Origin of the sequence: Segatella copri (genome assembly GCF_019249795.2) — a bacterium.
In the GTDB taxonomy this organism is placed as follows: Bacteria; Bacteroidota; Bacteroidia; order Bacteroidales; family Bacteroidaceae; genus Prevotella; species Prevotella copri_B.
Genome location: NZ_CP156891.1, coordinates 2304350 through 2323082 on the forward strand (window position 1 = coordinate 2304350; position 18733 = coordinate 2323082).

General features: G+C 46.8%; 15 protein-coding genes and 1 tRNA gene. 8 read left to right on the forward strand and 8 right to left on the reverse strand.

Annotated elements, in window-relative coordinates; translation table 11 throughout:
* Nucleotides 1–36: 36 nt before the first annotated feature.
* The 4 genes from sufC to KUA48_RS09730 are packed head-to-tail and all read left to right on the forward strand — an operon-like array spanning nucleotide 37 to nucleotide 4060.
* Nucleotides 37–792 carry a Fe-S cluster assembly ATPase SufC gene (gene sufC, locus KUA48_RS09715; RefSeq protein WP_218431924.1) on the forward strand — a complete coding sequence of 252 codons (756 nt, stop codon included), beginning with the start codon at nucleotides 37–39 and terminating at the stop codon, nucleotides 790–792.
* 14 nt (nucleotides 793–806) lie between these two features.
* Entirely contained in the window at nucleotides 807–2150 is a 1344-nt protein-coding gene (sufD, locus tag KUA48_RS09720; protein ID WP_218431944.1) for a Fe-S cluster assembly protein SufD, read from the forward strand.
* 36 nt (nucleotides 2151–2186) lie between these two features.
* The gene (locus KUA48_RS09725; protein WP_118255328.1) at nucleotides 2187–3401 is read left to right on the forward strand and encodes an aminotransferase class V-fold PLP-dependent enzyme; all 1215 of its coding nucleotides are present in this window, start codon (nucleotides 2187–2189) and stop codon (nucleotides 3399–3401) included.
* A gap of 50 nt (nucleotides 3402–3451) precedes the next feature.
* Nucleotides 3452–4060, forward strand: coding sequence for a ribonuclease HII (locus KUA48_RS09730; RefSeq protein ID WP_117695264.1), 609 nt, complete (start codon nucleotides 3452–3454; stop codon nucleotides 4058–4060).
* Between the two features lie 162 nt (nucleotides 4061–4222).
* Here KUA48_RS09730 and KUA48_RS09735 read toward each other — a convergent pair whose 3' ends face one another.
* Together KUA48_RS09735 and KUA48_RS09740 are read right to left on the reverse strand one after the other, a co-directional pair.
* Nucleotides 4223–5797: a glycoside hydrolase family 28 protein gene (locus tag KUA48_RS09735; RefSeq protein WP_218431923.1), complete on the reverse strand. Its 1575-nt coding sequence runs from the start codon at nucleotides 5795–5797 to the stop codon at nucleotides 4223–4225.
* Between the two features lie 232 nt (nucleotides 5798–6029).
* Nucleotides 6030–6114 (reverse strand) — tRNA-Leu (locus KUA48_RS09740).
* Nucleotides 6115–6343: 229 nt separating this feature from the next.
* On the opposite strand from KUA48_RS09740, the gene KUA48_RS09745 reads away from it, so the two are divergent.
* Nucleotides 6344–7432: a mannose-1-phosphate guanylyltransferase gene (locus KUA48_RS09745; protein WP_022253094.1), complete on the forward strand. Its 1089-nt coding sequence runs from the start codon at nucleotides 6344–6346 to the stop codon at nucleotides 7430–7432.
* Between the two features lie 80 nt (nucleotides 7433–7512).
* Here the strand turns inward: KUA48_RS09745 and KUA48_RS09750 are convergent, their stop codons facing one another.
* From KUA48_RS09750 to KUA48_RS09760, 3 genes are all read right to left on the reverse strand, one after another.
* Nucleotides 7513–7914 carry an HIT family protein gene (locus KUA48_RS09750; protein ID WP_218431922.1) on the reverse strand — a complete coding sequence of 134 codons (402 nt, stop codon included), beginning with the start codon at nucleotides 7912–7914 and terminating at the stop codon, nucleotides 7513–7515.
* Between the two features lie 179 nt (nucleotides 7915–8093).
* Complete coding sequence (greA, locus tag KUA48_RS09755) at nucleotides 8094–8561, reverse strand: transcription elongation factor GreA (protein ID WP_006847697.1); 468 nt, start codon at nucleotides 8559–8561, stop codon at nucleotides 8094–8096.
* Nucleotides 8562–8749: 188 nt separating this feature from the next.
* Nucleotides 8750–12235 (reverse strand): ATP-binding protein, encoded by a 3486-nt coding sequence (locus KUA48_RS09760; RefSeq protein ID WP_218431921.1) that lies wholly within the window; start codon nucleotides 12233–12235, stop codon nucleotides 8750–8752.
* A gap of 276 nt (nucleotides 12236–12511) precedes the next feature.
* On the opposite strand from KUA48_RS09760, the gene KUA48_RS09765 reads away from it, so the two are divergent.
* Both KUA48_RS09765 and KUA48_RS09770 read left to right on the forward strand, forming a co-directional pair.
* Nucleotides 12512–12979 (forward strand): nucleoside deaminase, encoded by a 468-nt coding sequence (locus KUA48_RS09765; protein WP_218431920.1) that lies wholly within the window; start codon nucleotides 12512–12514, stop codon nucleotides 12977–12979.
* Nucleotides 12980–13184: 205 nt separating this feature from the next.
* Nucleotides 13185–14492 (forward strand): nucleobase:cation symporter-2 family protein, encoded by a 1308-nt coding sequence (locus KUA48_RS09770; RefSeq protein WP_153072568.1) that lies wholly within the window; start codon nucleotides 13185–13187, stop codon nucleotides 14490–14492.
* A gap of 86 nt (nucleotides 14493–14578) precedes the next feature.
* Here the strand turns inward: KUA48_RS09770 and KUA48_RS09775 are convergent, their stop codons facing one another.
* On the reverse strand, nucleotides 14579–15565 hold the full coding sequence (locus KUA48_RS09775) for a YqiA/YcfP family alpha/beta fold hydrolase (protein WP_118255323.1): 987 nt from the start codon (nucleotides 15563–15565) through the stop codon (nucleotides 14579–14581).
* Nucleotides 15566–15739: 174 nt separating this feature from the next.
* Here KUA48_RS09775 and xpt point away from each other — a divergent pair, with 174 nt between their 5' ends.
* Entirely contained in the window at nucleotides 15740–16306 is a 567-nt protein-coding gene (gene xpt, locus KUA48_RS09780) for a xanthine phosphoribosyltransferase (protein ID WP_218431919.1), read from the forward strand.
* Nucleotides 16307–16354: 48 nt separating this feature from the next.
* Here the strand turns inward: xpt and KUA48_RS09785 are convergent, their stop codons facing one another.
* Together KUA48_RS09785 and KUA48_RS09790 are read right to left on the reverse strand one after the other, a co-directional pair.
* Nucleotides 16355–17548, reverse strand: coding sequence for an SGNH/GDSL hydrolase family protein (locus KUA48_RS09785; RefSeq protein ID WP_371833695.1), 1194 nt, complete (start codon nucleotides 17546–17548; stop codon nucleotides 16355–16357).
* Nucleotides 17549–17652: 104 nt separating this feature from the next.
* A complete protein-coding gene (locus KUA48_RS09790) occupies nucleotides 17653–18552 on the reverse strand; it encodes an Rpn family recombination-promoting nuclease/putative transposase (RefSeq protein ID WP_118081831.1) in 900 nt (299 codons plus the stop codon).
* Between the last annotated feature and the right edge of the window lie 181 nt (nucleotides 18553–18733).

Consider the following 18733-nt stretch of genomic DNA (forward strand, 5'->3'; position numbering starts at 1 on the left):
AATTCTCGATGAAATCGATAAAAATTGACTAAAATTATGTTAGAGGTAAAGAATCTGCATGCAACTATTGCAGGCAAAGAAATATTGAAAGGTATCAACCTGACTATCAACGATGGTGAGATACATGCTATCATGGGACCTAACGGTTCCGGTAAGTCAACCTTGAGCGCTGTGCTCACAGGTAACCCTCTCTATACCGTAACCGAGGGTGAGGCTATCTTCAACGGCAAGAACCTCCTGGATATGAAGCCAGAGGACCGTGCCCGTGAAGGCGTGTTCCTCTCTTTCCAGTATCCGGTGGAGATTCCTGGTGTATCCATGACCAACTTCATGCGTGCGGCTATCAATGCCAAGCGTGAGTATCAGGGTTTGGAACCATTGAATACAAGCGAATTCATGAAGCTGATGCGTGAGAAGCGCGAATTGGTGGAATTGGATAGCAAGTTGGCTCGCCGTTCAGTAAACGAAGGTTTCTCGGGTGGTGAGAAGAAGCGCAACGAGATTTTCCAGATGGCTATGCTGGAGCCAAAGCTCTCTATCCTCGATGAAACCGACTCTGGTCTCGATGTGGATGCGATGCGTATCGTGGCTGACGGTGTGAACAAGATGCATACCGACAAGACATCTGCCATCGTCATCACTCACTATGAGCGTCTGCTCGATATGATTAAGCCAAGTGTGGTTCACGTACTCTATAAGGGTAGAATCGTGAAGACTGCTGGTCCTGAACTTGCCAAGGAGATTGAGGCTCGTGGCTACGACTGGATTAAGGCTGAAGTAGATGAGAAATAATAAGGAGGATGGCTATGCTTTCAGAAAAACAATATTTAGACTTGTATCAGTCTTCTTCGAGAGTGATCAAGAAGAACAGTGCTGAGGTGCTCAATGCGGTGCGCGATGCTGCGTTTGAGAACTTCCGTCGCTTGGGCTTCCCTTCCCGAAAGGTAGAAAGATACAAGTACACAGATATGAGCGCCATCTTCGAGCCAGACTATGGCTTGAACTTGAACCGTCTGGAAATTCCGGTAGATCCATACGAAGCTTTCCGCTGCGATGTGCCTAATCTGAGCACTTCGCTCTACTTCGTGGTGAACGATGCTTTTTATAACAAAGCATTGCCTAAAGTAGAGCTTCCGGAGGGCGTAATTGTGGACTCTTTGAACAAGATTGCTGCAGAAAACCCTGAATTCATCGGGAAATACTACGCTAAGATTGCCAAAACCGATGAAGATGGCATCACCGCATTGAATACATTCCTGGCACAGGATGGCTTGCTGATTTATGTTCCAAAGAATGTAAAGGTAGAGCGAACTATTCAGGTCATCAATATTCTCCGTTCGGATGTAGATTTGATGGTAAACCGCCGTGTACTCATCGTGATGGAACAGGGTGCTGAGGCTAAGTTCCTCTTCTGCGACCATGCAGCCGATGACAAGAACTTCCTCGCTACCCAGGTTATCGAGGCTTATGTTGGCGAGAATGCCAGTCTCGACCTCTATTGTCTGGAGGAGACTCATTACAAGAATCGCCGTGTCAGTAACGTTTATATCGAGCAGCAGGCTAACAGCCGTGTAAACCATAACGTCATCACCCTTCATAACGGTATTACCCGCAACCGTCTTGACCTCGTATTCAAGGGCGAGGGAGCTGAGTGCTTCTGCAATGGTTGTGTGATTGCCGACAAGAACCAGGTGGTTGATAACAATACGCTCATCGATCATCAGGTGGGTCATTGTACCAGCAACGAACTTTATAAGTATGTGCTCGATGGTGAGGCACGTGGTGCTTTCGCCGGTAGAGTGTTGGTTCGTCATGGTGCCCAGAAAACTGTTTCTCAGGAAACCAACCAGAACCTCTGTGCTACGAAGACAGCCCGTATGTTCACCCAGCCGATGCTAGAGATTTATGCCGATGATGTGAAGTGTGCGCACGGTAGTACTGTTGGTCAGCTCAACGATGCCGCCCTGTTCTATATGCAGCAGCGTGGTGTGAGCCGCGAGGAGGCTAAGTTGCTCCTTCAGTTTGCATTTATCAACGAGGTCATCGACAAGATGGAACTGGAGCCATTGCGTGATCGCCTGCATCATCTCGTAGAGAAGCGATTCCGTGGTGAACTCAATAAGTGCGAGGGCTGCAAGCTTTGCAAGTAGATAATATCCTTTTAAAGGAGTTAAGTTCTTAAAAATATGTATGATATCAATCAAGTAAGAGCAGATTTCCCGATTTTATCGAGAAAGGTCTATGATAAGCCATTGGTGTATCTGGATAATGCGGCAACCACACAGAAGCCATTGTGCGTGCTCGATGCCATGCGCGATGAGTATCTCAATGTAAATGCCAATGTGCATCGTGGTGTTCACTATCTCTCTCAGCAGGCTACCGACCTTCATGAGGCAGCCCGCGAAACCGTGCGCAAGTTTATCAATGCGCCTAAGGTTGAGGAAGTCATCTTTACCCGTGGCACAACAGAGAGTCTGAATCTCGTGGTTTCATCGTTCTGCGATGCCTTTATGAGCGAGGGCGACGAGGTGATTATCTCTACCATGGAACATCACTCCAATATCGTGCCTTGGCAGTTGCAGGCTGCCAAGAAGGGAATCGCCATCCGTGTAATCCCTATCAACGATAAAGGTGAGATTAACCTCGATGAATTCGCCAATTTATTTACCGAACGCACTAAAATCGTGAGCATCGCCCAGGTGAGCAACGTGCTCGGTACGGTGAATCCGGTAAAAGAGATGATAAAGATTGCTCATGAGCACGATGTGCCTGTCATGGTGGATGGCGCTCAGAGTACTCCTCATTTTGCTGTGGATGTACAGGATATGGATTGCGATTTCTTCGCTTTCAGCGGACATAAGATTTATGGTCCTACCGGTATCGGTGTGCTTTACGGCAAGGAAGAATGGCTCGACAAGTTGCCTCCTTATCAGGGCGGTGGCGAAATGATTGAGAGCGTAAGTTTCGAAAAGACTACTTTCGAGAAGTTACCTTTCAAGTTCGAGGCTGGTACTCCTGATTATGTAGCTACCCACGGTCTGGCAAAAGCCATCGATTATGTTTCTGCGCTCGGCATGGATAACATTGCCAAGCACGAGCAGGAACTCACTCACTACTGTATGGAGCAGATGCGAACCATCGATGGAATCAGACTTTTTGGTGAACAGGAGGGCAAAGATGCCGTTGTCAGCTTCTTGGTTGGTGATATTCATCACATGGATATGGGAACCTTGCTCGACCGTCTGGGTATCGCTGTACGTACCGGTCATCATTGCGCTCAGCCTTTGATGGAGCGCTACGGCATTCTCGGCACCGTTCGTGCCAGCTTTGCCTTGTACAACACCAAGGAAGAAATAGATGCGCTTGTAGCGGGCGTAAAACGCGTGGCTATGATGTTCTAAAGATAAAGACTTTTTAGCCGCATACAGCGCACGTAAAATTCATCATAATTATGTTAGAAAGTCATTATTATAAGGATATGGTAGAGGCTGGCTGCGATGAGGCTGGCAGAGGATGTCTGGCAGGCAGCGTATATGCAGCAGCCGTTATCCTTCCGCCCGGTTATCAGAATGCCGAATTGAACGACAGTAAGAAGCTCACAGATAAGAAGCGCAAGGCGCTCCGCGAGCAGATAGAGCGTGATGCTGTAGCTTGGGCCGTGGGCATTGTTACTCCCGAAGAAATCGATAAAATCAATATCCTCAACGCCAGTTTTCTGGCTATGCACCGTGCCCTGGACCAGCTCAAGGTTCGTCCGGAGGCAGTTATCGTGGATGGTAACCGCTTCAAACCCTACAAGGATTTGCCTTATACAACCATCGTAAAGGGTGACGGCAAGTATCTGTCTATTGCAGCTGCCAGCATCCTTGCCAAGACCTATCGTGATGATTACATGGATGCGCTGGCAGAAGAATATCCGCAGTACGACTGGAAAGGCAACAAGGGTTATCCTACCAAGAAGCATCGTGCTGCCATCAGGGAATTTGGAGTCACTCCATATCATCGCATGAGTTACAATCTTTTAGGAACTGGCGAATTGAGTATAGATTTCAAGGATTAGAGGCTACAAATTTGGTCCTTTAATTTAAAACGAAGTCTGTTTTTTCTGTCGATTATTATAAACGAAAAGGAGGTAAATGCCATCGATAGGTATTTACCTCCTTTTCGTTTTTTCAGACAGATACGGAGAATGTCTAATCTGTCTTTTATCATCAAGGCGATATTAGAAATCGAGGGTGATACCCTTTTCATCAATCTTCTTGTATGTCTTGTCGTTGACAGTCACATTCTTCGAGTTCTTTGCATCGAAGGTGTGATTCTTTGCACTAACCTTGATGTTTTCGAGCTTCACGCCGTCAGTACGGTTGATGACGATACCGTACTCAGCATTGTTTACCTCCATATCCCTGATATGGATGTTGCTTACCGGCATCTCTGGGAGACCGTTGAAGTAAGCTGCACGACGGGCTGTGCGGCAGATGACATGGTTGATGTCGATATTGCGGAAGCAAGGTGTTGTCTCGTCTACCTTGAACTTCTGTACCTTCTGGCTCTTAGCCTCATCGCCATCGTTGAGAACCTCAACGGCAGACTTGCCACCGTAGTAAAGGTCGAAGGTGATGACATCTGTCTGAATATCAAACATAGACATGTTGTCGATGTAGATATTCTCTACTACGCCACCACGACCGCGGGTACTCTTGAAACGGAGACCTACATCGGTGCCGAGGAACTGGCAGTCGCTCACCTTGATATTCTTTACGCCACCACTCATCTCGCTGCCAACAACGAAACCACCGTGCCCCTTGAATACGGTACAGCCGTTTACGATGACATTCTCGCAAGGAATGCCGCGCTTTCTTCCGTCAGCATCCTTACCGCTCTTGATGCAGATACCATCATCGCCTACATCGAAAGTAGAGTTGACGATAAGTGCATTCTTGCAGCTCTCCAGGTCAAGACCGTCACCATTCTGAGCGTATGAAGGGTTACGAACCAATACATCTTCTATAAGAACGTTCTCGCACATCAGCGGATGGATGTTCCATGCAGGTGAATTCTGGAAGATGACACCATTAAGCCAAACGTTCTTGCAGTTTACGAGACTGATCATTACAGGGCGGAGGAAACGCTTGATCTCATTCCATTCTTCTTCTGAAGCTGGAGTTTTAGGCACATTCATGTTGGCACTGTTGTCTGCCTTCAATGCACCTTCTGATGGGAACCAGTAATCGGCTCTCTTGAATGCACCGCCACGTGAAGTAATCTGCTTCCACTGTGCAGCGGTAACCTTCTGCTTCTTCAATGGGCGCCAGTATTCTCCGTTTCCGTCAATGCACCCCTGACCGGTAATTGCCACGTTGGTAAGATGATGGCCAGAGATAGGCGACTGGCAGCGGCGTGTATCCAAACCCTCAAACGATGTTTCTATAAAAGGATAGTGGGCATCATCTGGTGAGAAAAGGATGACTGCACCTTTTTCGAGATGCAGGTTGATGTTGCTCTTCAATACGATAGGACCTGTGAACCATACGCCCTGTGGAACGATGAGTTTGCCGCCGCCTTTCTGAGTCAGCGCATCGATAGCCTTGGCAAAGGCTGTGGTACAGAGAGAAGAGCCATCTCCAATAGCACCAAAGTCCTTGAGGTTTACCTCATTGGCTGGGAATTGCGGACGGGTCACCTTCTCCATCTGGAATGGTAGATTCTCGTAAAGAGCATCATACTTCTTGATGTCGGTTGCCTGGGCACTTAGCGCCAACAAGCAAGCACATACCATGCTAAAAAATTTCTTCATCTATTTTTTCGGTTTGTTGGGTTATTATATATAAGTTATTTCTTCTGCAAAGATAAATATTATCTTTTGAAAAACCAAAAATAGAAAGGCTTATTCTAAATAAATCGCTGTAAACGTTTTCGTGGAATGGGGGATATGATAGGATGTAAGTGGGTAGATATGCAGGGATAAATGTGTATATATACTAAGGTATATAAACGAAAAAAGGAGAGAAGTAAACTTCTCTCCATCTTGGTACCCAGACCCGGGATCGAACCGGGATGGATTGCTCCACTGGTGTTTGAGACCAGCGCGTCTACCGATTCCGCCATCTGGGCAAATACCACTTTGCTTATTTGCGGTTGCAAAGGTACTAATAATTTTTGAACTGACAAACTTTTTAGTGACTTTTTTTTCAAAAAATGCATTTTTAATGCAGAAACATTAAATTTTTGTTGTTTTTATAGTCCACTTTATTAAATTTCAAGAAAATCTTTGGCACTTTCACGGATAATCACTAACTTTACAGATGAATTTTGAAAACCAACAAAATATTAGACTCAAGATATGAAGAGTAACGGAAATAATTATTGTGTGATATTGGCGGGAGGTAAGGGCCGCAGACTCTGGCCTTGCAGCCGCAGCAACTATCCGAAGCAGTTTGTCGACTTCTTTGGAGTGGGGCGCACCCAGCTTCAGCAAACCTTTGACCGTATGGCAAAGATCGTGCCTGCCGACCATATATTTATCAACACAAATGAAGAATATGTTCAACTGGTAAAGGAACAGTTGCCTGAGGTTCCTGCAGAACGGATATTGGCGGAACCTATTCATCGCAATACGGCACCTAGCATGGCATGGGCCAATCATCGCATCTCGATGCTCAATCCTGATGCCTGCATCATCGCAACTCCTTCGGATCAGGCTATCTTCAATGAAGATGCTTTCCGGGAGAACGTATTGGAAGGTCTGGCTTTTGTGGCTGAACATGACCGTTTCCTGACGATGGGTGTGAAACCAACCCGTCCTGAACCTGGATATGGATATATTCAGATGGGTGAAGCTATCGGCAACGGATTGTATAAGGTGCAGTCGTTTACAGAGAAACCGGAAAGAGAGTTTGCCAAGATTTTTGTAGAGAGTGGAGAGTTCTATTGGAATACGGGTTTATTCCTTTCTAATGTGAAGTATCTGCGTGAGTGTTTTTGCAAGATTCTGCCCCCTGTACTCCGTGATTACGATAAACAGTATCCCGAATTCAGTGTGGAGACAGAGAATGCATACATGAAAGAGAGCTTCTCTTCTTATCCTAATATATCAGTAGATTTCGGAGTGCTTGACAAACCTAGCAATGTCTATATGATGAAGTGTGACTTCGGCTGGGCTGATCTGGGTACCTGGCACAGTATCTACGAGGCGATGCAGAAGAGCAGCGATGACAACGTGGTTATTGATAGCGATGTGATGATGGAGAATTGTCACAACAATGTAATCAAGTTGCCTAAAGGAAAGTTGGCTGTATTGAACGGACTGGATGGTTTCATAGTAGCCGAGAATGACAATGTATTGTTGATATGCAAGAAAGAAGATTCTTCTGCCCTGGTGCGTAAATATGTAAACGAGGTGCAGATGAAGAAAGGCGATGAGTTCGTCTAAGCAAGAGCTTATGAAATAAAGATATAAAAAGAGCTGCGAAGCATATTCGCAGCTCTTTTTCTGTTTGAAACTTCTTGCATTTAAAGTTTCTTGAATTCTGTATAGATCTTATCAGCAATTTCCTTGAACTCTTCCTCTGTGAGTTTGAGATGCTCCTTGCGGAAGTTTACATCAGCTTCGCTGTTCATTGGGATGAGGTGGATATGGGCATGAGGAACCTCCAGCCCCAAAACAACCTGCGACACTTTCTTGCATGGGAAGGCTGCCTTGATAGCCTTGGCTACCTTCTTGGCGAAAACCTCAAACTCAGCCAGGTCTTTGTCTTCCATATCGAAGATGTAATCAACTTCCTTACGGGGAATTACCAGAGTATGACCTTTGCCGATAGGGCTAATGTCGAGGAAAGCATAGAACTTGTCGCTTTCTGCACACTTGTAGCTAGGAATCTCTCCTGCTGCAATCTTTGAAAAAATGCTTGCCATAATCGCTAATCAATTTATAATTAATAATTTATAATACATATTATCTTATTCTCTTTTTGATGTCGTTGCATCGGCTACTTTCATTTTCTGTAGAGTATATCGGGTTGGCTTACATATAACATAAAAAGGAACCGTCATACGGGCATCGCTGCCGATATGATAGTTCCTTTTATTCCGTTTTATTCAAATGAAATCTTGTCGATGCGAAGGTTGATGGTGCCGCGAGGAATCTTGATTTCTGCAACCTCACCTACCTTCTTGTTGAGCAATCCCTGTGCGATAGGAGTCTTGATGGAAATCTTTCCTTCCTTCAAGTTTGCCTCGCTCTCGCTCACGATGGTATAAGTCATCTTTGCCTTGTTAGCCATGTTGGTCATCTCTACCTTCGACATAATCTGCACGCTGTCGGTGCTGAGCTGCTTGGTATCGATAATCTTGGCCTCGGCAATGGTGAGCTTCAGGCGATTGATCTTATCTTCCAGATGAGCCTGTGCCTCTTTAGCGGCATCATACTCAGAATTCTCACTTAAATCACCCTTGTCGCGGGCTTCAGCAATTGCGGCTGATGCCTTAGGGCGCTCTACAGATACGAGCTGTTTCAGCTCAGCTACGAGTTTGTCGTAGCCTTCTTGTGACATGTAAGCCATAATTTTCTTGTTGTTTTAATGTTATTAATAATCGGTTGGCAAGTAGCATAAAAAATAAAGAATTCCAGTGCCAGTGAAGCACCGGAATCCTATATCTGTATCTATGTCTCTTGTTTATCCTTTTGTGTATAATTCGAATGCAAAGATAGGACTTTATTTCCGTATCACCAAACTTTTTGGGGGAAATTTTAAAAATATCCTCCTTTTTCCTTCACATAGTTCATTAATTCGCTAAAAATCTGATTATTGCGCAATATCTCCGGGTTGCCTGTCATAATCATCTGCTTTCGGGCACGGGTGATGGCTACGTTCAGCTTGCGGTCGATGATGGCGCCGTCTTCTACGAAACTGTTGCCGGCAAGGAAGTCGAGCTGCCAGATGTTCTGGATGGTGAAACTGTAGATGATGACATCTCGCTGGCTGCCCTGGTACCGCTCTACGGTATCGATACTGATTTTCTCCAGTTCCGGAATGCCGAGCTTTTCGATGCCTTTGCGCACCATGGCTATCTGGTTGCGGTAAGGAACGATGACGCCTACCGTCTTCTTGGCATCGAAACGTTCTCTATAGAAGCGGTGGATGCGGCGAAGCAGGTCTACCACGATTGCTGCCTCGTTGGCATTGATCTTATCGGATACATTCGGTTCCTTGCAGAATTTGGATGGGAGGAATATCATGCGGTGCTCCTTCAGCAGGTCGTCGAGCGCATCTTCTGATGGAAGGGTGTATGACAGTTCTGTCTCCAACTGGTGTGGACATGGCACGGGTTCCAGTTTCTCCCGACGGTAGAACATCCGGTTAGGAAACTCTGCAATCTCGGGATGCATTCTTCCCTGGCGGCGCAGAATGCCGATGAATTCGCTGCGCTCTTCGTAATCTTCCCAATGAATCAGACGTTCGAAGAGGGAGTTGCGGCAGTTGGTAAGACAGATGTCCTGCAGGATGCTCATGTCGATGATGCCACCTTTCTGACTGTCGTTGATGGTAGGAATGCCTGAATCCTGCTCGTTCTGCTGCACCACGGCTGGCAACTGCTTGTAGTCGCCAATGAGGATGAACTTATCTACTGCTGATAAGAGACCGATGAGATTTGGCTCCAGTATCTGGCTCGACTCGTCGATGATGGCAAGCTTGAAGTGCTTCAGCGAGAAGATGAACGGCTTGGAGGTCATCATCGAAGTGGTGCCCACGATTACACGCGTTCCTATTATATATTGTTTGATGGCTTCGAGTTTCGGACAGTCGCTGATGGCTTTCTCTATCAGATAAGGGCGGAACCGCTCGTCGCAGGAGTACTCGCTGCCGAGGCGAAGGAATGGGATGCCGGAATCTACCAGCATCTCGCAGATTTCATCTACGGCTCGGTTGGTATAACTCATCAGGAGGATGGAGGATGCAGGCTGCTGAGCCGTCTTGCCTCCCGAGGCGATGCTTTCTGCTGTCGGCATTCCCGTTCCATCGTTCAATGCTTCTTCTACCATAAACTTCAGGGCACGACTGGTCTTTCCTGTTCCCGGAGGTCCCACGAGCAGGAAGTAATCCTGTGCCTGCTTGGCACGGAGAATGATGTCGTCCAGTGCATCATCGTAATGTCTGGTTAATGTAAGCGAGGCATCTCTTTGCGGAGCACGCTGTCCCAGCAGCAGGTCGCGCTTCTCCTTGGGTGCACAGATAAACTGGTGCAGGTTGCGGATGCTTCCGCCTGTCGATGCATCGCTCGTTCCATGTTCTATGGCGTAAGGCAGATTCATCTCGAAGATATCGGCATTCTGCTGTCCGTCGGTGAGATGCACCACAATCTCATCGCTGTGAATCTCCTGCAGTACACCTTTATATAATATAGCCTTTCTCACATCGGGTTCTTCCTTCAGCTTGTAGGTATAGAGATATACCATGTCGCCGATGCGGAAGTTGGGCAGGAAGTCTTTTCCCTGGTCGGGCACGCTCAGGGTGATGGTATCATATCCGCTTCCTGCGCTGCTCTGTTCCTTTCGGATGATGTTCAGGTCGGTATAGATGTTGCCCGCATCTTTCTTTTCGGCGAGTGGCATGGTCCAGAGGTCGGAACTGGATGTGTTGGTACCTTCCTGTGCGCCCACCTTGCTGATCATCTGTTCCCGCAACACGAAGGTCATCATGCGGCAGAAGTAAGCCTCCTCTAATGGGGTGAGGTTGTGGAGCGGACTGGTGATGGCTTCTATCTGCGGCTTCAGATACTTATTGTAGAAGAAGTCCTGTGTGCCTGCTACATTGAGCACATCGGGTGTAAACTCGTTGAGTGCGTGTTCAAAACCTTCCTTGGCTATCTCGAAAGAGGCGGCTACCAGCTGGTTGCGGTAAGTGATGGCTTCCTGGAAGAGTTTGTGGTAATACGCCACCACCATCAGTCCGTCTTGCGGCTGATACTTGGAATAGAGCAGACGGATATTCACGCGGTCGTTGCTCAGCTTGAAGTTGTGCTGCAATACGCCATAGTAGAGCAGTAGCTGCACATAGTGGGGCTCCAGCTGATAACTGTGATACCCCGGATCAACCTGATGGGTTTCGATATTCATGTTGCGTCCCGATTTCTGCTCCACCAGCAGTTTGCAGTCGGTGGTCATCAGGTCCACACGTCCCTGTATGCCGAGTGCTTCGCAGACGAACGAAGGTTCGAGGATGGCTTTCTTCCTGTCGTAAAGACTTTCGCCGCGGAAGGCTGACATCTGTGCCTGCGATGCGGTGCGGGGAAAGAGAATATCCACTACCTGCTGCAGATTGAATGCCTGCAGACTGGCATCGGTATAGAATTTCTTGGCATCAAACCAGGGACAGGTGCAGAACTCCAGTGCTTTCTCCCTGAAATTCGTCTTTATGGTTTCGTTCATCTGGTATTTGCCGTTTGTATTGATGATGTCATCCAGCGCAGCACCGGCAAAGTTACCGAGCAGGGTAGCCTGGGTGTTGGCGCGGGGCTTCATCTGGTTCAGCAGATAGAGCAGGGGATGATGACCGAAAGCCGTGAAGCAGGTGGCAATGCTACTGATATCTACCAGATAATCGGGTTCTACCACGATAAGTCGGGGAGTGATGACGGGCTGTTTCACCTGACAGTCGAGCAGGTTGAGCTGCATACCTTCCTTCAGGATATCCCAGAGATAGGTATGGTCGATATGGTTCTCTTCATCTTTCAGTTGAACGAGATATTCCTCTTCGTCAGCATCTTGGTCAATATCCACGCGGATGAAATCGCTGTCCCAGTTCTTCACGATGCAGCGGATGCGGTGGTTGTTGATTTCCAGTCCTTTCTGATAAGGGCGGTTGGTATGGGGAATAAGCACGTTCAGCTCGTGGGGAACATCCACTCCGAATACGGCAGAGATGAAGATGGCTAGGGCACGTGCATCATATTTCAAATCTTCGCTTGAGAGCGGTTCCTGCGAATTACTGTGCCGGCGCATGGTCTGGATGGCAATCTTGTCTGCCACCTTGATGCCGTGAGCCTTACAGAGATAATCTACCTGGGAGAAAAGGTTACCGAAAGCCTGTTTCGTTTCCTTTACTCCTTCGTGGCAGCAGAGGATGAGCGTATCGTGCATCATCTTGTTGCGTGTCTTCGGCTCCAGTTCGGGGAGTATCAAAAGTTCTCTTACCCTAAGGAAGAGTTCTGCGGCGCTGATATTGTTTTGATTCATAGGCTACAAAGTTACGAAAATTATAACTACTCTTATAATAAAGGTATTTATAATTATTGATAATTAACTGTTGAACAGGAATGCGTATTTAAGGAAATTTAGGGCGTTCGTGCAAAAAAATGTAGTAAAGTGTCGGATATTCGTGCGAAAAAGTGTATCTTTGCAGCAAAAGTACTAAAAAATAATGCATGAAATGCTTGCCGTATCATTTCTTTTTTGTATATTTGTAGCCCCCAATTGAAAGAAGGGGTATTATTAATCTAAAAATATTAAGCAATGACAAAGGAAGAATTGATGCATAGAGCCATTGAGCTCTCAAAGAATAGCGTGAAGACGGGTGGCGGACCTTTTGGTGCTGTGATTGCCAAGGATGGTATTATCATCGCTGAGGCTTCCAACAGTGTAACCATCGACCTCGACCCTACGGCTCATGCCGAAGTGAACTGTATCCGACAGGCTACCCGCAAATTGAAGAGCTTCAATCTGGAAGGTTGCGAGATCTATACCTCCTGCGAGCCTTGCCCGATGTGCCTGGGTGCCATCTATTGGGCACATCTCGACCGTATCTATTATGCCAACGACCGGAAGGATGCGGCAAAGATAGGTTTCGATGATGAGTTTATCTACGAGGAGATAGATCGCAAGATAGAAGACCGCCACAAGCCGATGGTTGCCCTGATGCGCGATGAGGCGCTCGGTGCTTTCCGCATGTGGGAGGAAAATGCGGAAAAGACGGAGTATTAATTAATAAGATAAAAAGGGAAGGTTGCACGGAATATGAACAGCAGCCTTCCTTTTTTCGTAGATTCTTCTTGTATTCTATCATGTGGGATAGAGAAAAATGGAGAAAAGGAACGATTTCTCAGATTTTCTTTGTAATTTTGTCGCCAAATTCAGAAAAGACCCTGAATTGATGGATAATGGAATTTCTCTAATTATTATGACGACAATGGAACAGTCAATAGAAAATCTCTACAAATTAGACGGCAGAGTGCCCGTAGGTAAAGCACTCCCATTTGGTCTTCAGCATGTGCTGGCGATGTTCGTCAGCAATATTGCGCCAATCATGATTCTCGCTGGTGCGATAGGTCTGGACAGTTCGGTGAGCGCCGTGCTTATCCAGAACTGTATGGTCATCGCCGGTATCGGTACCTTGGTGCAGCTTTATCCGGTATGGCGTATCGGTTCTCGCCTTCCTATCGTGATGGGTATCTCCTTCACCTTCCTTTCGCTCGCCATCGCCATTGCCGGTGCTCATGGTATGGGTACTTTGATAGGCGCTGTCATCATTGGTGGTCTGGTAGAAGGAACACTCGGACTTTTCGCCAAGTATTGGATCAAGCTCATTCCGCCTGTAGTAGCCGCTACCGTGGTAACAGCCATTGGTTTCTCGCTCCTTCCTGTTGGTGCCAACTCTTTTGCGGGTGGTCAGGGTGCTGCTGATTTCGGTAGCATGAACAACTGGGTTGTGGGTTCTGTCACTTTGCTGGCTTGTCTGCTTTGTCAGATTTTCGTCAAGGGTTTCTTGCGTTCACTCTCTGTATTGGTAGGACTGCTGGTAGGTTACATTCTGGCGCTGTTTATGGGAATGATAGATTTCAGCGGACTTTCTGGTCTCTCTATCGTAGCTTTGCCAAAGCTTCTTCCATTTACACCTGAGTTTAATATCGGTGCTATTCTCTCGGTGGTAGCTGTATATCTGGTTTCTGCCACAGAAACGATTGGTGATACTTCTGCGCTCTGCAACAGTGCGTTGAAGCGTGATCCTAAGACTAAGGAGATGGGTGCGGCAGTCTGCTGCGATGGTTTCGTCAGTTCGGTTTCCGGTCTTTTCGGTTGTACTCCTATCACTTCTTTCAGTCAGAACGTAGGTTTGGCAGCGATGTCGGGAGTGGTGAACCGCTTTACAATTGCCATGGGTGCCATCATCATGATTATCGGTGGTATCTTCCCAGCTATCGGTTATGTATTGACTACGATTCCTCAGGCTGTATTGGGCGGCTGTACCATCATGATGTTCGGTAGCATCCTCTTTGCCGGTTTCGGCATGATGGCGCGTACCGGCTTCTCTCAGCGCAACATGGTCATCGTGAGCCTCTCGCTCAGCGTAGGTCTCGGATTCACATCTGCAACAGGTATGTTCAACATCTTCCCAGAGATTGTACGCACCGTTTTTGCAGATAACTGTGTGGCAGTAGTCTTCCTGCTCGCCGTTATCCTGAACCTCGTGTTGCCGAAGAATCTGGATAAGGCATAAGAATCAAAGATATTTATAGATAAAAAGGTGCAACTCACAAGTAAGAAAGTGAGTTGCACCTTTTTTGCTATAAACTATTAACTAAATCACTGTCCTCCCAGTCTTTCGAAGAAGGTGATGATTTCTTCGAAGGTCTTGAATTCATCGCTGCCGTATTCTATCGTCGTACCCATGAAACCATCGCATGGGCTAGGGTCGATGAAGTAATCGCCGTAGAGCAGGTTCTTCTGGTTGCAGAAGATGATGTGGTTGTAGGCTGGGGTAGAGAGGTATTCCTCCACCCAAGTCTGTACCTTCGCCATGTATTCATGGTCGTTGGTTGGCGCTGGGGCTACGATATATACGTTGTAATGCTCTATCAGCATTTCGTAAGCCTTGTGCATCGAGCTGGTTGCCTTCATGTAACTGTCGTGCAGGGCATCGAAGTCGATGTATACGATAGGGCGCTCCTTGCCGTTCTGCTTGTCGTCAATCCAGCGGATAACCGGACAGAGATAGTGGAATGCTACCTTGTCGATAAGTCGGTGCTCGCCATGGAATGGGATGGCGAGTGGATAGTGCTCATGGAAGAGGTCGAAGGTATGGACCAGCGGATCAGCATCGCCGAAGAGACCGTAAACACGTTGCTGTTCCTCGGGAGTAATGTCCTGGAAGCAACGCTCGGTAAAGTCACGGTATTCCTTGATGAGGCCTTTGTTAACCATCAGTTCGTTCACTCCGTCCTTTCTCGGGTTCTGGAATTCCTGCTTGCCGGTCATGCTGCTCATCGTATTGCCCATCTCGAAGGCAGGGTTTACGAGGATGCGGTCGAATCCTTTCAGCAGTTCGGTATACATGCCTCCCATCGAGGTACCGATGATGAGGTCGGGCTTCTCAGTCTCCGCCATCTTCTGCAGCATCTCTATGCCCTCTTCCGGATGTACCGGGATGTCTTCAGCCAGGAGGGTGGCATTCGGCATCAGTTCCTGCAACATCTTTACGGTGCCGCTCTGTGCAGAAGAGAGGAAACCGTGAACATACATGATTTTCTTGCCCGCCATGAGGTCGGGGAATTGTTTGATATATGGATTCATATTCTTATAGTTTTATAGGGGGTATCATATCATGCTCCCTGAACATCTTATTCATTTCTGCTGCAAAATTACGCTAAATTGCAGACAAAACAAAATTATTGGGCGATAAACTTCCTTGTTTGCGAAAAAAGTAGTAATTTTGCACCCAATAATCATATTAAAGTTCAAGTCATAATGGATTTACTGAAAGAAAGAATTATGCAGGAGGGCAGATGCTTTCCTGGTGGAATCTTAAAAGTAGACAGCTTTGTAAACCATCAGATGGACCCTATTCTGATGATGGAATTAGCTAAGGAATTCGTGCGCCTTTTCAAGGATATCAAGTACAACAAGATTGTTACTATTGAGGCTTCGGGCATCGCGCCTGCCATCATGGTAGGTTATCTGACCAATCTTCCTGTTGTATTTGTGAAGAAAAAGCAGCCTAAGACTATGGAGGGTATGATTACCTCTGTGGTTCACTCTTTTACAAAGGACCGCGATTATACGGTTTGTGTGAGCAACAGTTATCTTACTCCTGAGGACCATGTTATCTTTATCGATGACTTCCTTGCCAATGGTAATGCGTCTAAGGGCGTGATGGACCTTTGCGAGAAGGCTGGTGCCAAGATTGAGGCGATGGGTTTCATCATCGAGAAGGCTTTCCAGCATGGTGGTGACTTCCTGCGCAAGGAGGGAATCCGTTATGAGGCGCTCGCTACCGTAGAGAGCCTGGACGATTGCAAGATTGTCTTGAAGTAAAACATCTTATTATATATATTAAAAGCCGCCTGTAATAGGGCGGCTTTTTTATTTGATAATGTCGGCAGCATAGATTCCCATCGCCTTGTAGCCTGCAGGATTCGGGTGGAGCCAGTCGTTGCTGGCATATTCCCGCTTCATCCTTCTGTCATCATTCGGGTCTTGAAGCAGCTTGGCGAAGTCTAGAATGCCATCTGCTTTCTTTGCCTGACTTCGAATCCAGTCGTTTACATAGAGTCGGGCTGCTTCGTGGAAATGGCTGTAGTAGCCGGCACCCTTGAAAGGCGTGATGGTGCCCAGATAAACTTTCATCTTCCGGGCCTTCGCCTTCCTCATCATTCCCTGTATGCTCTCTATAATCTGGCGGGCTACCGTCTCGCTGTTGCCGCTCTTGGCAGCACCTATGTCGTTGATGCCTTCAAAGATAATTACCTTCTTTACGCCGCTCTGCATCAGAATGTCTCGGTCGAAGCGTTCCTTGGCGAGTGCCCCGAAACCGCCCGGCACGGTTACGCGGTTGTTGCCGATGCCCAGGTTCAGTACACCCTGGTTGGTTATCTTATGTTTCAGCTGCAGCATCTCCGACATAACATCCGGCCACCGGTTCTGGGCATTATCCGTAGAACATTTGCCGTCGGTGATGGAATTGCCCATGATGGCGATGGCACTCATGTTGGTGCTCATAGTATACACATCGATGCCGCTGATGTTGTACCAGTGGTTCTCGCGGAAAGCCTTTTCGAAGTTGGAGTGGGCATTGGTTACTCCCTTCATGATATAAGAGGTGGTACGTGAGCCCATGTGGACGGTAGGCACATCGGGAGCCGAGGTGTAGTTGATGGTGATGGCTACGCGCTCCAGGTTCTTGAGATTGAACTTCAGCGCATCGCTCACTATCTGTCTGCCGGCAGGGATAGTAGCCTTGTAGCTGTTGCCGAACTTGAAGTATTGAGCCGATTTGGCATCAATCTTGAAGGAGTCTTTGGCGTGGGCGATATAGATGGAGCGTATCACTACGGGTTGCATCGAGTAGATATTGCTCAGTTTCAGTCTTATCACGTCGCCTCCCACGCTTACCTTTACTATCTGGCGAACCGAACGGTTTGTCATGTTGTTATTATAGGGCATAAACGCTTTCACCACAGTCTGCGGTGCCGTAGCCCAAGTTCCAATCCATGTTTGTGCCGCCATCTGTAGTGTGTATGTGCAGATGAAGTATAGTATCATTATAAATCTTTTCACCTTGTTGTATTTTTTAATTATAATCCTTGCGCCCGATGAGCCGTCTCGTTATGCATTATCTCATAAAAAGGGTCGATGCCATTAGAGGCACCGACCAATTCTGTTTATAATGATTTGATATTTTCTTCCGATAGCCCTGTGAATTGCATGATTTGCTCTATAGGCAGACCAGCTTGACGCATTTTTAGGGCGATGGCATTTTTTTCTTCAGTTTTACCTTCTGCTCTACCTTCCGCTCTGCCTTCTGCTCTACCTTCTGCATGCCCTTCTAATCTAGCGTTTCCAAGAACGTCATTTTGAATCATGATGGCATTGACATGTTCATCGTAGGCGTGCCGTTCGGCATTCGACATAGAGTAGTATTTCAGCTTCTCGCGAGCTTCTTGCAATCCTGGTGCTTTCGTGTCAGGATTGATGACTCCGTTTTTGAGGTAATCAACCCATTCCTCCAATGGAGACTTGGCAACCTTGTTGAACTCATTTACGCGCACTAGCATATAGGTTGGGAATATTTCGGCAGGCGACTTTCTCACGATTGTATCTTTCTCCTTGGTACTGATGATGAGTTGGTCTTGCGTATGCAGGCCGATAAAATTGTTTTGTCCTACATAGATATAGTCCGACCCTTTGCCAAGGTCAAAATAAAGTATACTAATGGAATATACCTTTTTTACTTCTTTGTAGGTGTTGCCGAGATTGATATGCTCGGTAATAGCCTTTGCCACCCCATAGAGTACGCGCTCCAGATAATACAGCTCACTTGTGTTCTGTATCTCCACGATGATGATGTCCCCTTTGCTATTTTTCGCCTTGATGTCAACTCTGTTAAACTTGTCATCGGCTTCCTGTTGATTACCCTCGCTTTCCAATATGTCGATAATCTTGATAGGCTCACCGATAAACACAGTAAGGAATCCCTCAAGTACTCCAAAGTTAGCCTTCTGACGAAGCAATCGTTTGATTGCCCAATCGAATCGAATGTATTTATCTTTTAGCTCTTCCATATAGATTTCCTCCTAAAATTAATATTCGGTTGCAAAGTTACGCTTTTCTTTTGAAAGAAGCAAGGATTTTTGGGAAAATGTTTGAGTTGTAAAACTACTATTGTACTGTCAATGAGTTTATACTTGTACAACAGTAGGCTTATGGTTGTACAACTAAAGGGTATACAGTCGTACGACTAAA

What these genes read in the sequence shown, in the direction of transcription:
- KUA48_RS09730 (WP_117695264.1), top strand. Translation starts at nt 3,452, where the DNA reads ATGTTAGAAAGTCATTATTATAAGGATATGGTAGAGGCTGGCTGCGAT.
- sufC (WP_218431924.1), top strand. Translation starts at nt 37, where the DNA reads ATGTTAGAGGTAAAGAATCTGCATGCAACTATTGCAGGCAAAGAAATA.
- KUA48_RS09735 (WP_218431923.1), bottom strand. Translation starts at nt 5,797, where the DNA reads ATGAAGAAATTTTTTAGCATGGTATGTGCTTGCTTGTTGGCGCTAAGT.
- KUA48_RS09790 (WP_118081831.1), bottom strand. Translation starts at nt 18,552, where the DNA reads ATGGAAGAGCTAAAAGATAAATACATTCGATTCGATTGGGCAATCAAA.
- KUA48_RS09725 (WP_118255328.1), top strand. Translation starts at nt 2,187, where the DNA reads ATGTATGATATCAATCAAGTAAGAGCAGATTTCCCGATTTTATCGAGA.
- xpt (WP_218431919.1), top strand. Translation starts at nt 15,740, where the DNA reads ATGGATTTACTGAAAGAAAGAATTATGCAGGAGGGCAGATGCTTTCCT.
- KUA48_RS09750 (WP_218431922.1), bottom strand. Translation starts at nt 7,914, where the DNA reads ATGGCAAGCATTTTTTCAAAGATTGCAGCAGGAGAGATTCCTAGCTAC.
- KUA48_RS09775 (WP_118255323.1), bottom strand. Translation starts at nt 15,565, where the DNA reads ATGAATCCATATATCAAACAATTCCCCGACCTCATGGCGGGCAAGAAA.
- sufD (WP_218431944.1), top strand. Translation starts at nt 807, where the DNA reads ATGCTTTCAGAAAAACAATATTTAGACTTGTATCAGTCTTCTTCGAGA.
- KUA48_RS09765 (WP_218431920.1), top strand. Translation starts at nt 12,512, where the DNA reads ATGACAAAGGAAGAATTGATGCATAGAGCCATTGAGCTCTCAAAGAAT.
- greA (WP_006847697.1), bottom strand. Translation starts at nt 8,561, where the DNA reads ATGGCTTACATGTCACAAGAAGGCTACGACAAACTCGTAGCTGAGCTG.
- KUA48_RS09760 (WP_218431921.1), bottom strand. Translation starts at nt 12,235, where the DNA reads ATGAATCAAAACAATATCAGCGCCGCAGAACTCTTCCTTAGGGTAAGA.
- KUA48_RS09745 (WP_022253094.1), top strand. Translation starts at nt 6,344, where the DNA reads ATGAAGAGTAACGGAAATAATTATTGTGTGATATTGGCGGGAGGTAAG.
- KUA48_RS09770 (WP_153072568.1), top strand. Translation starts at nt 13,185, where the DNA reads ATGGAACAGTCAATAGAAAATCTCTACAAATTAGACGGCAGAGTGCCC.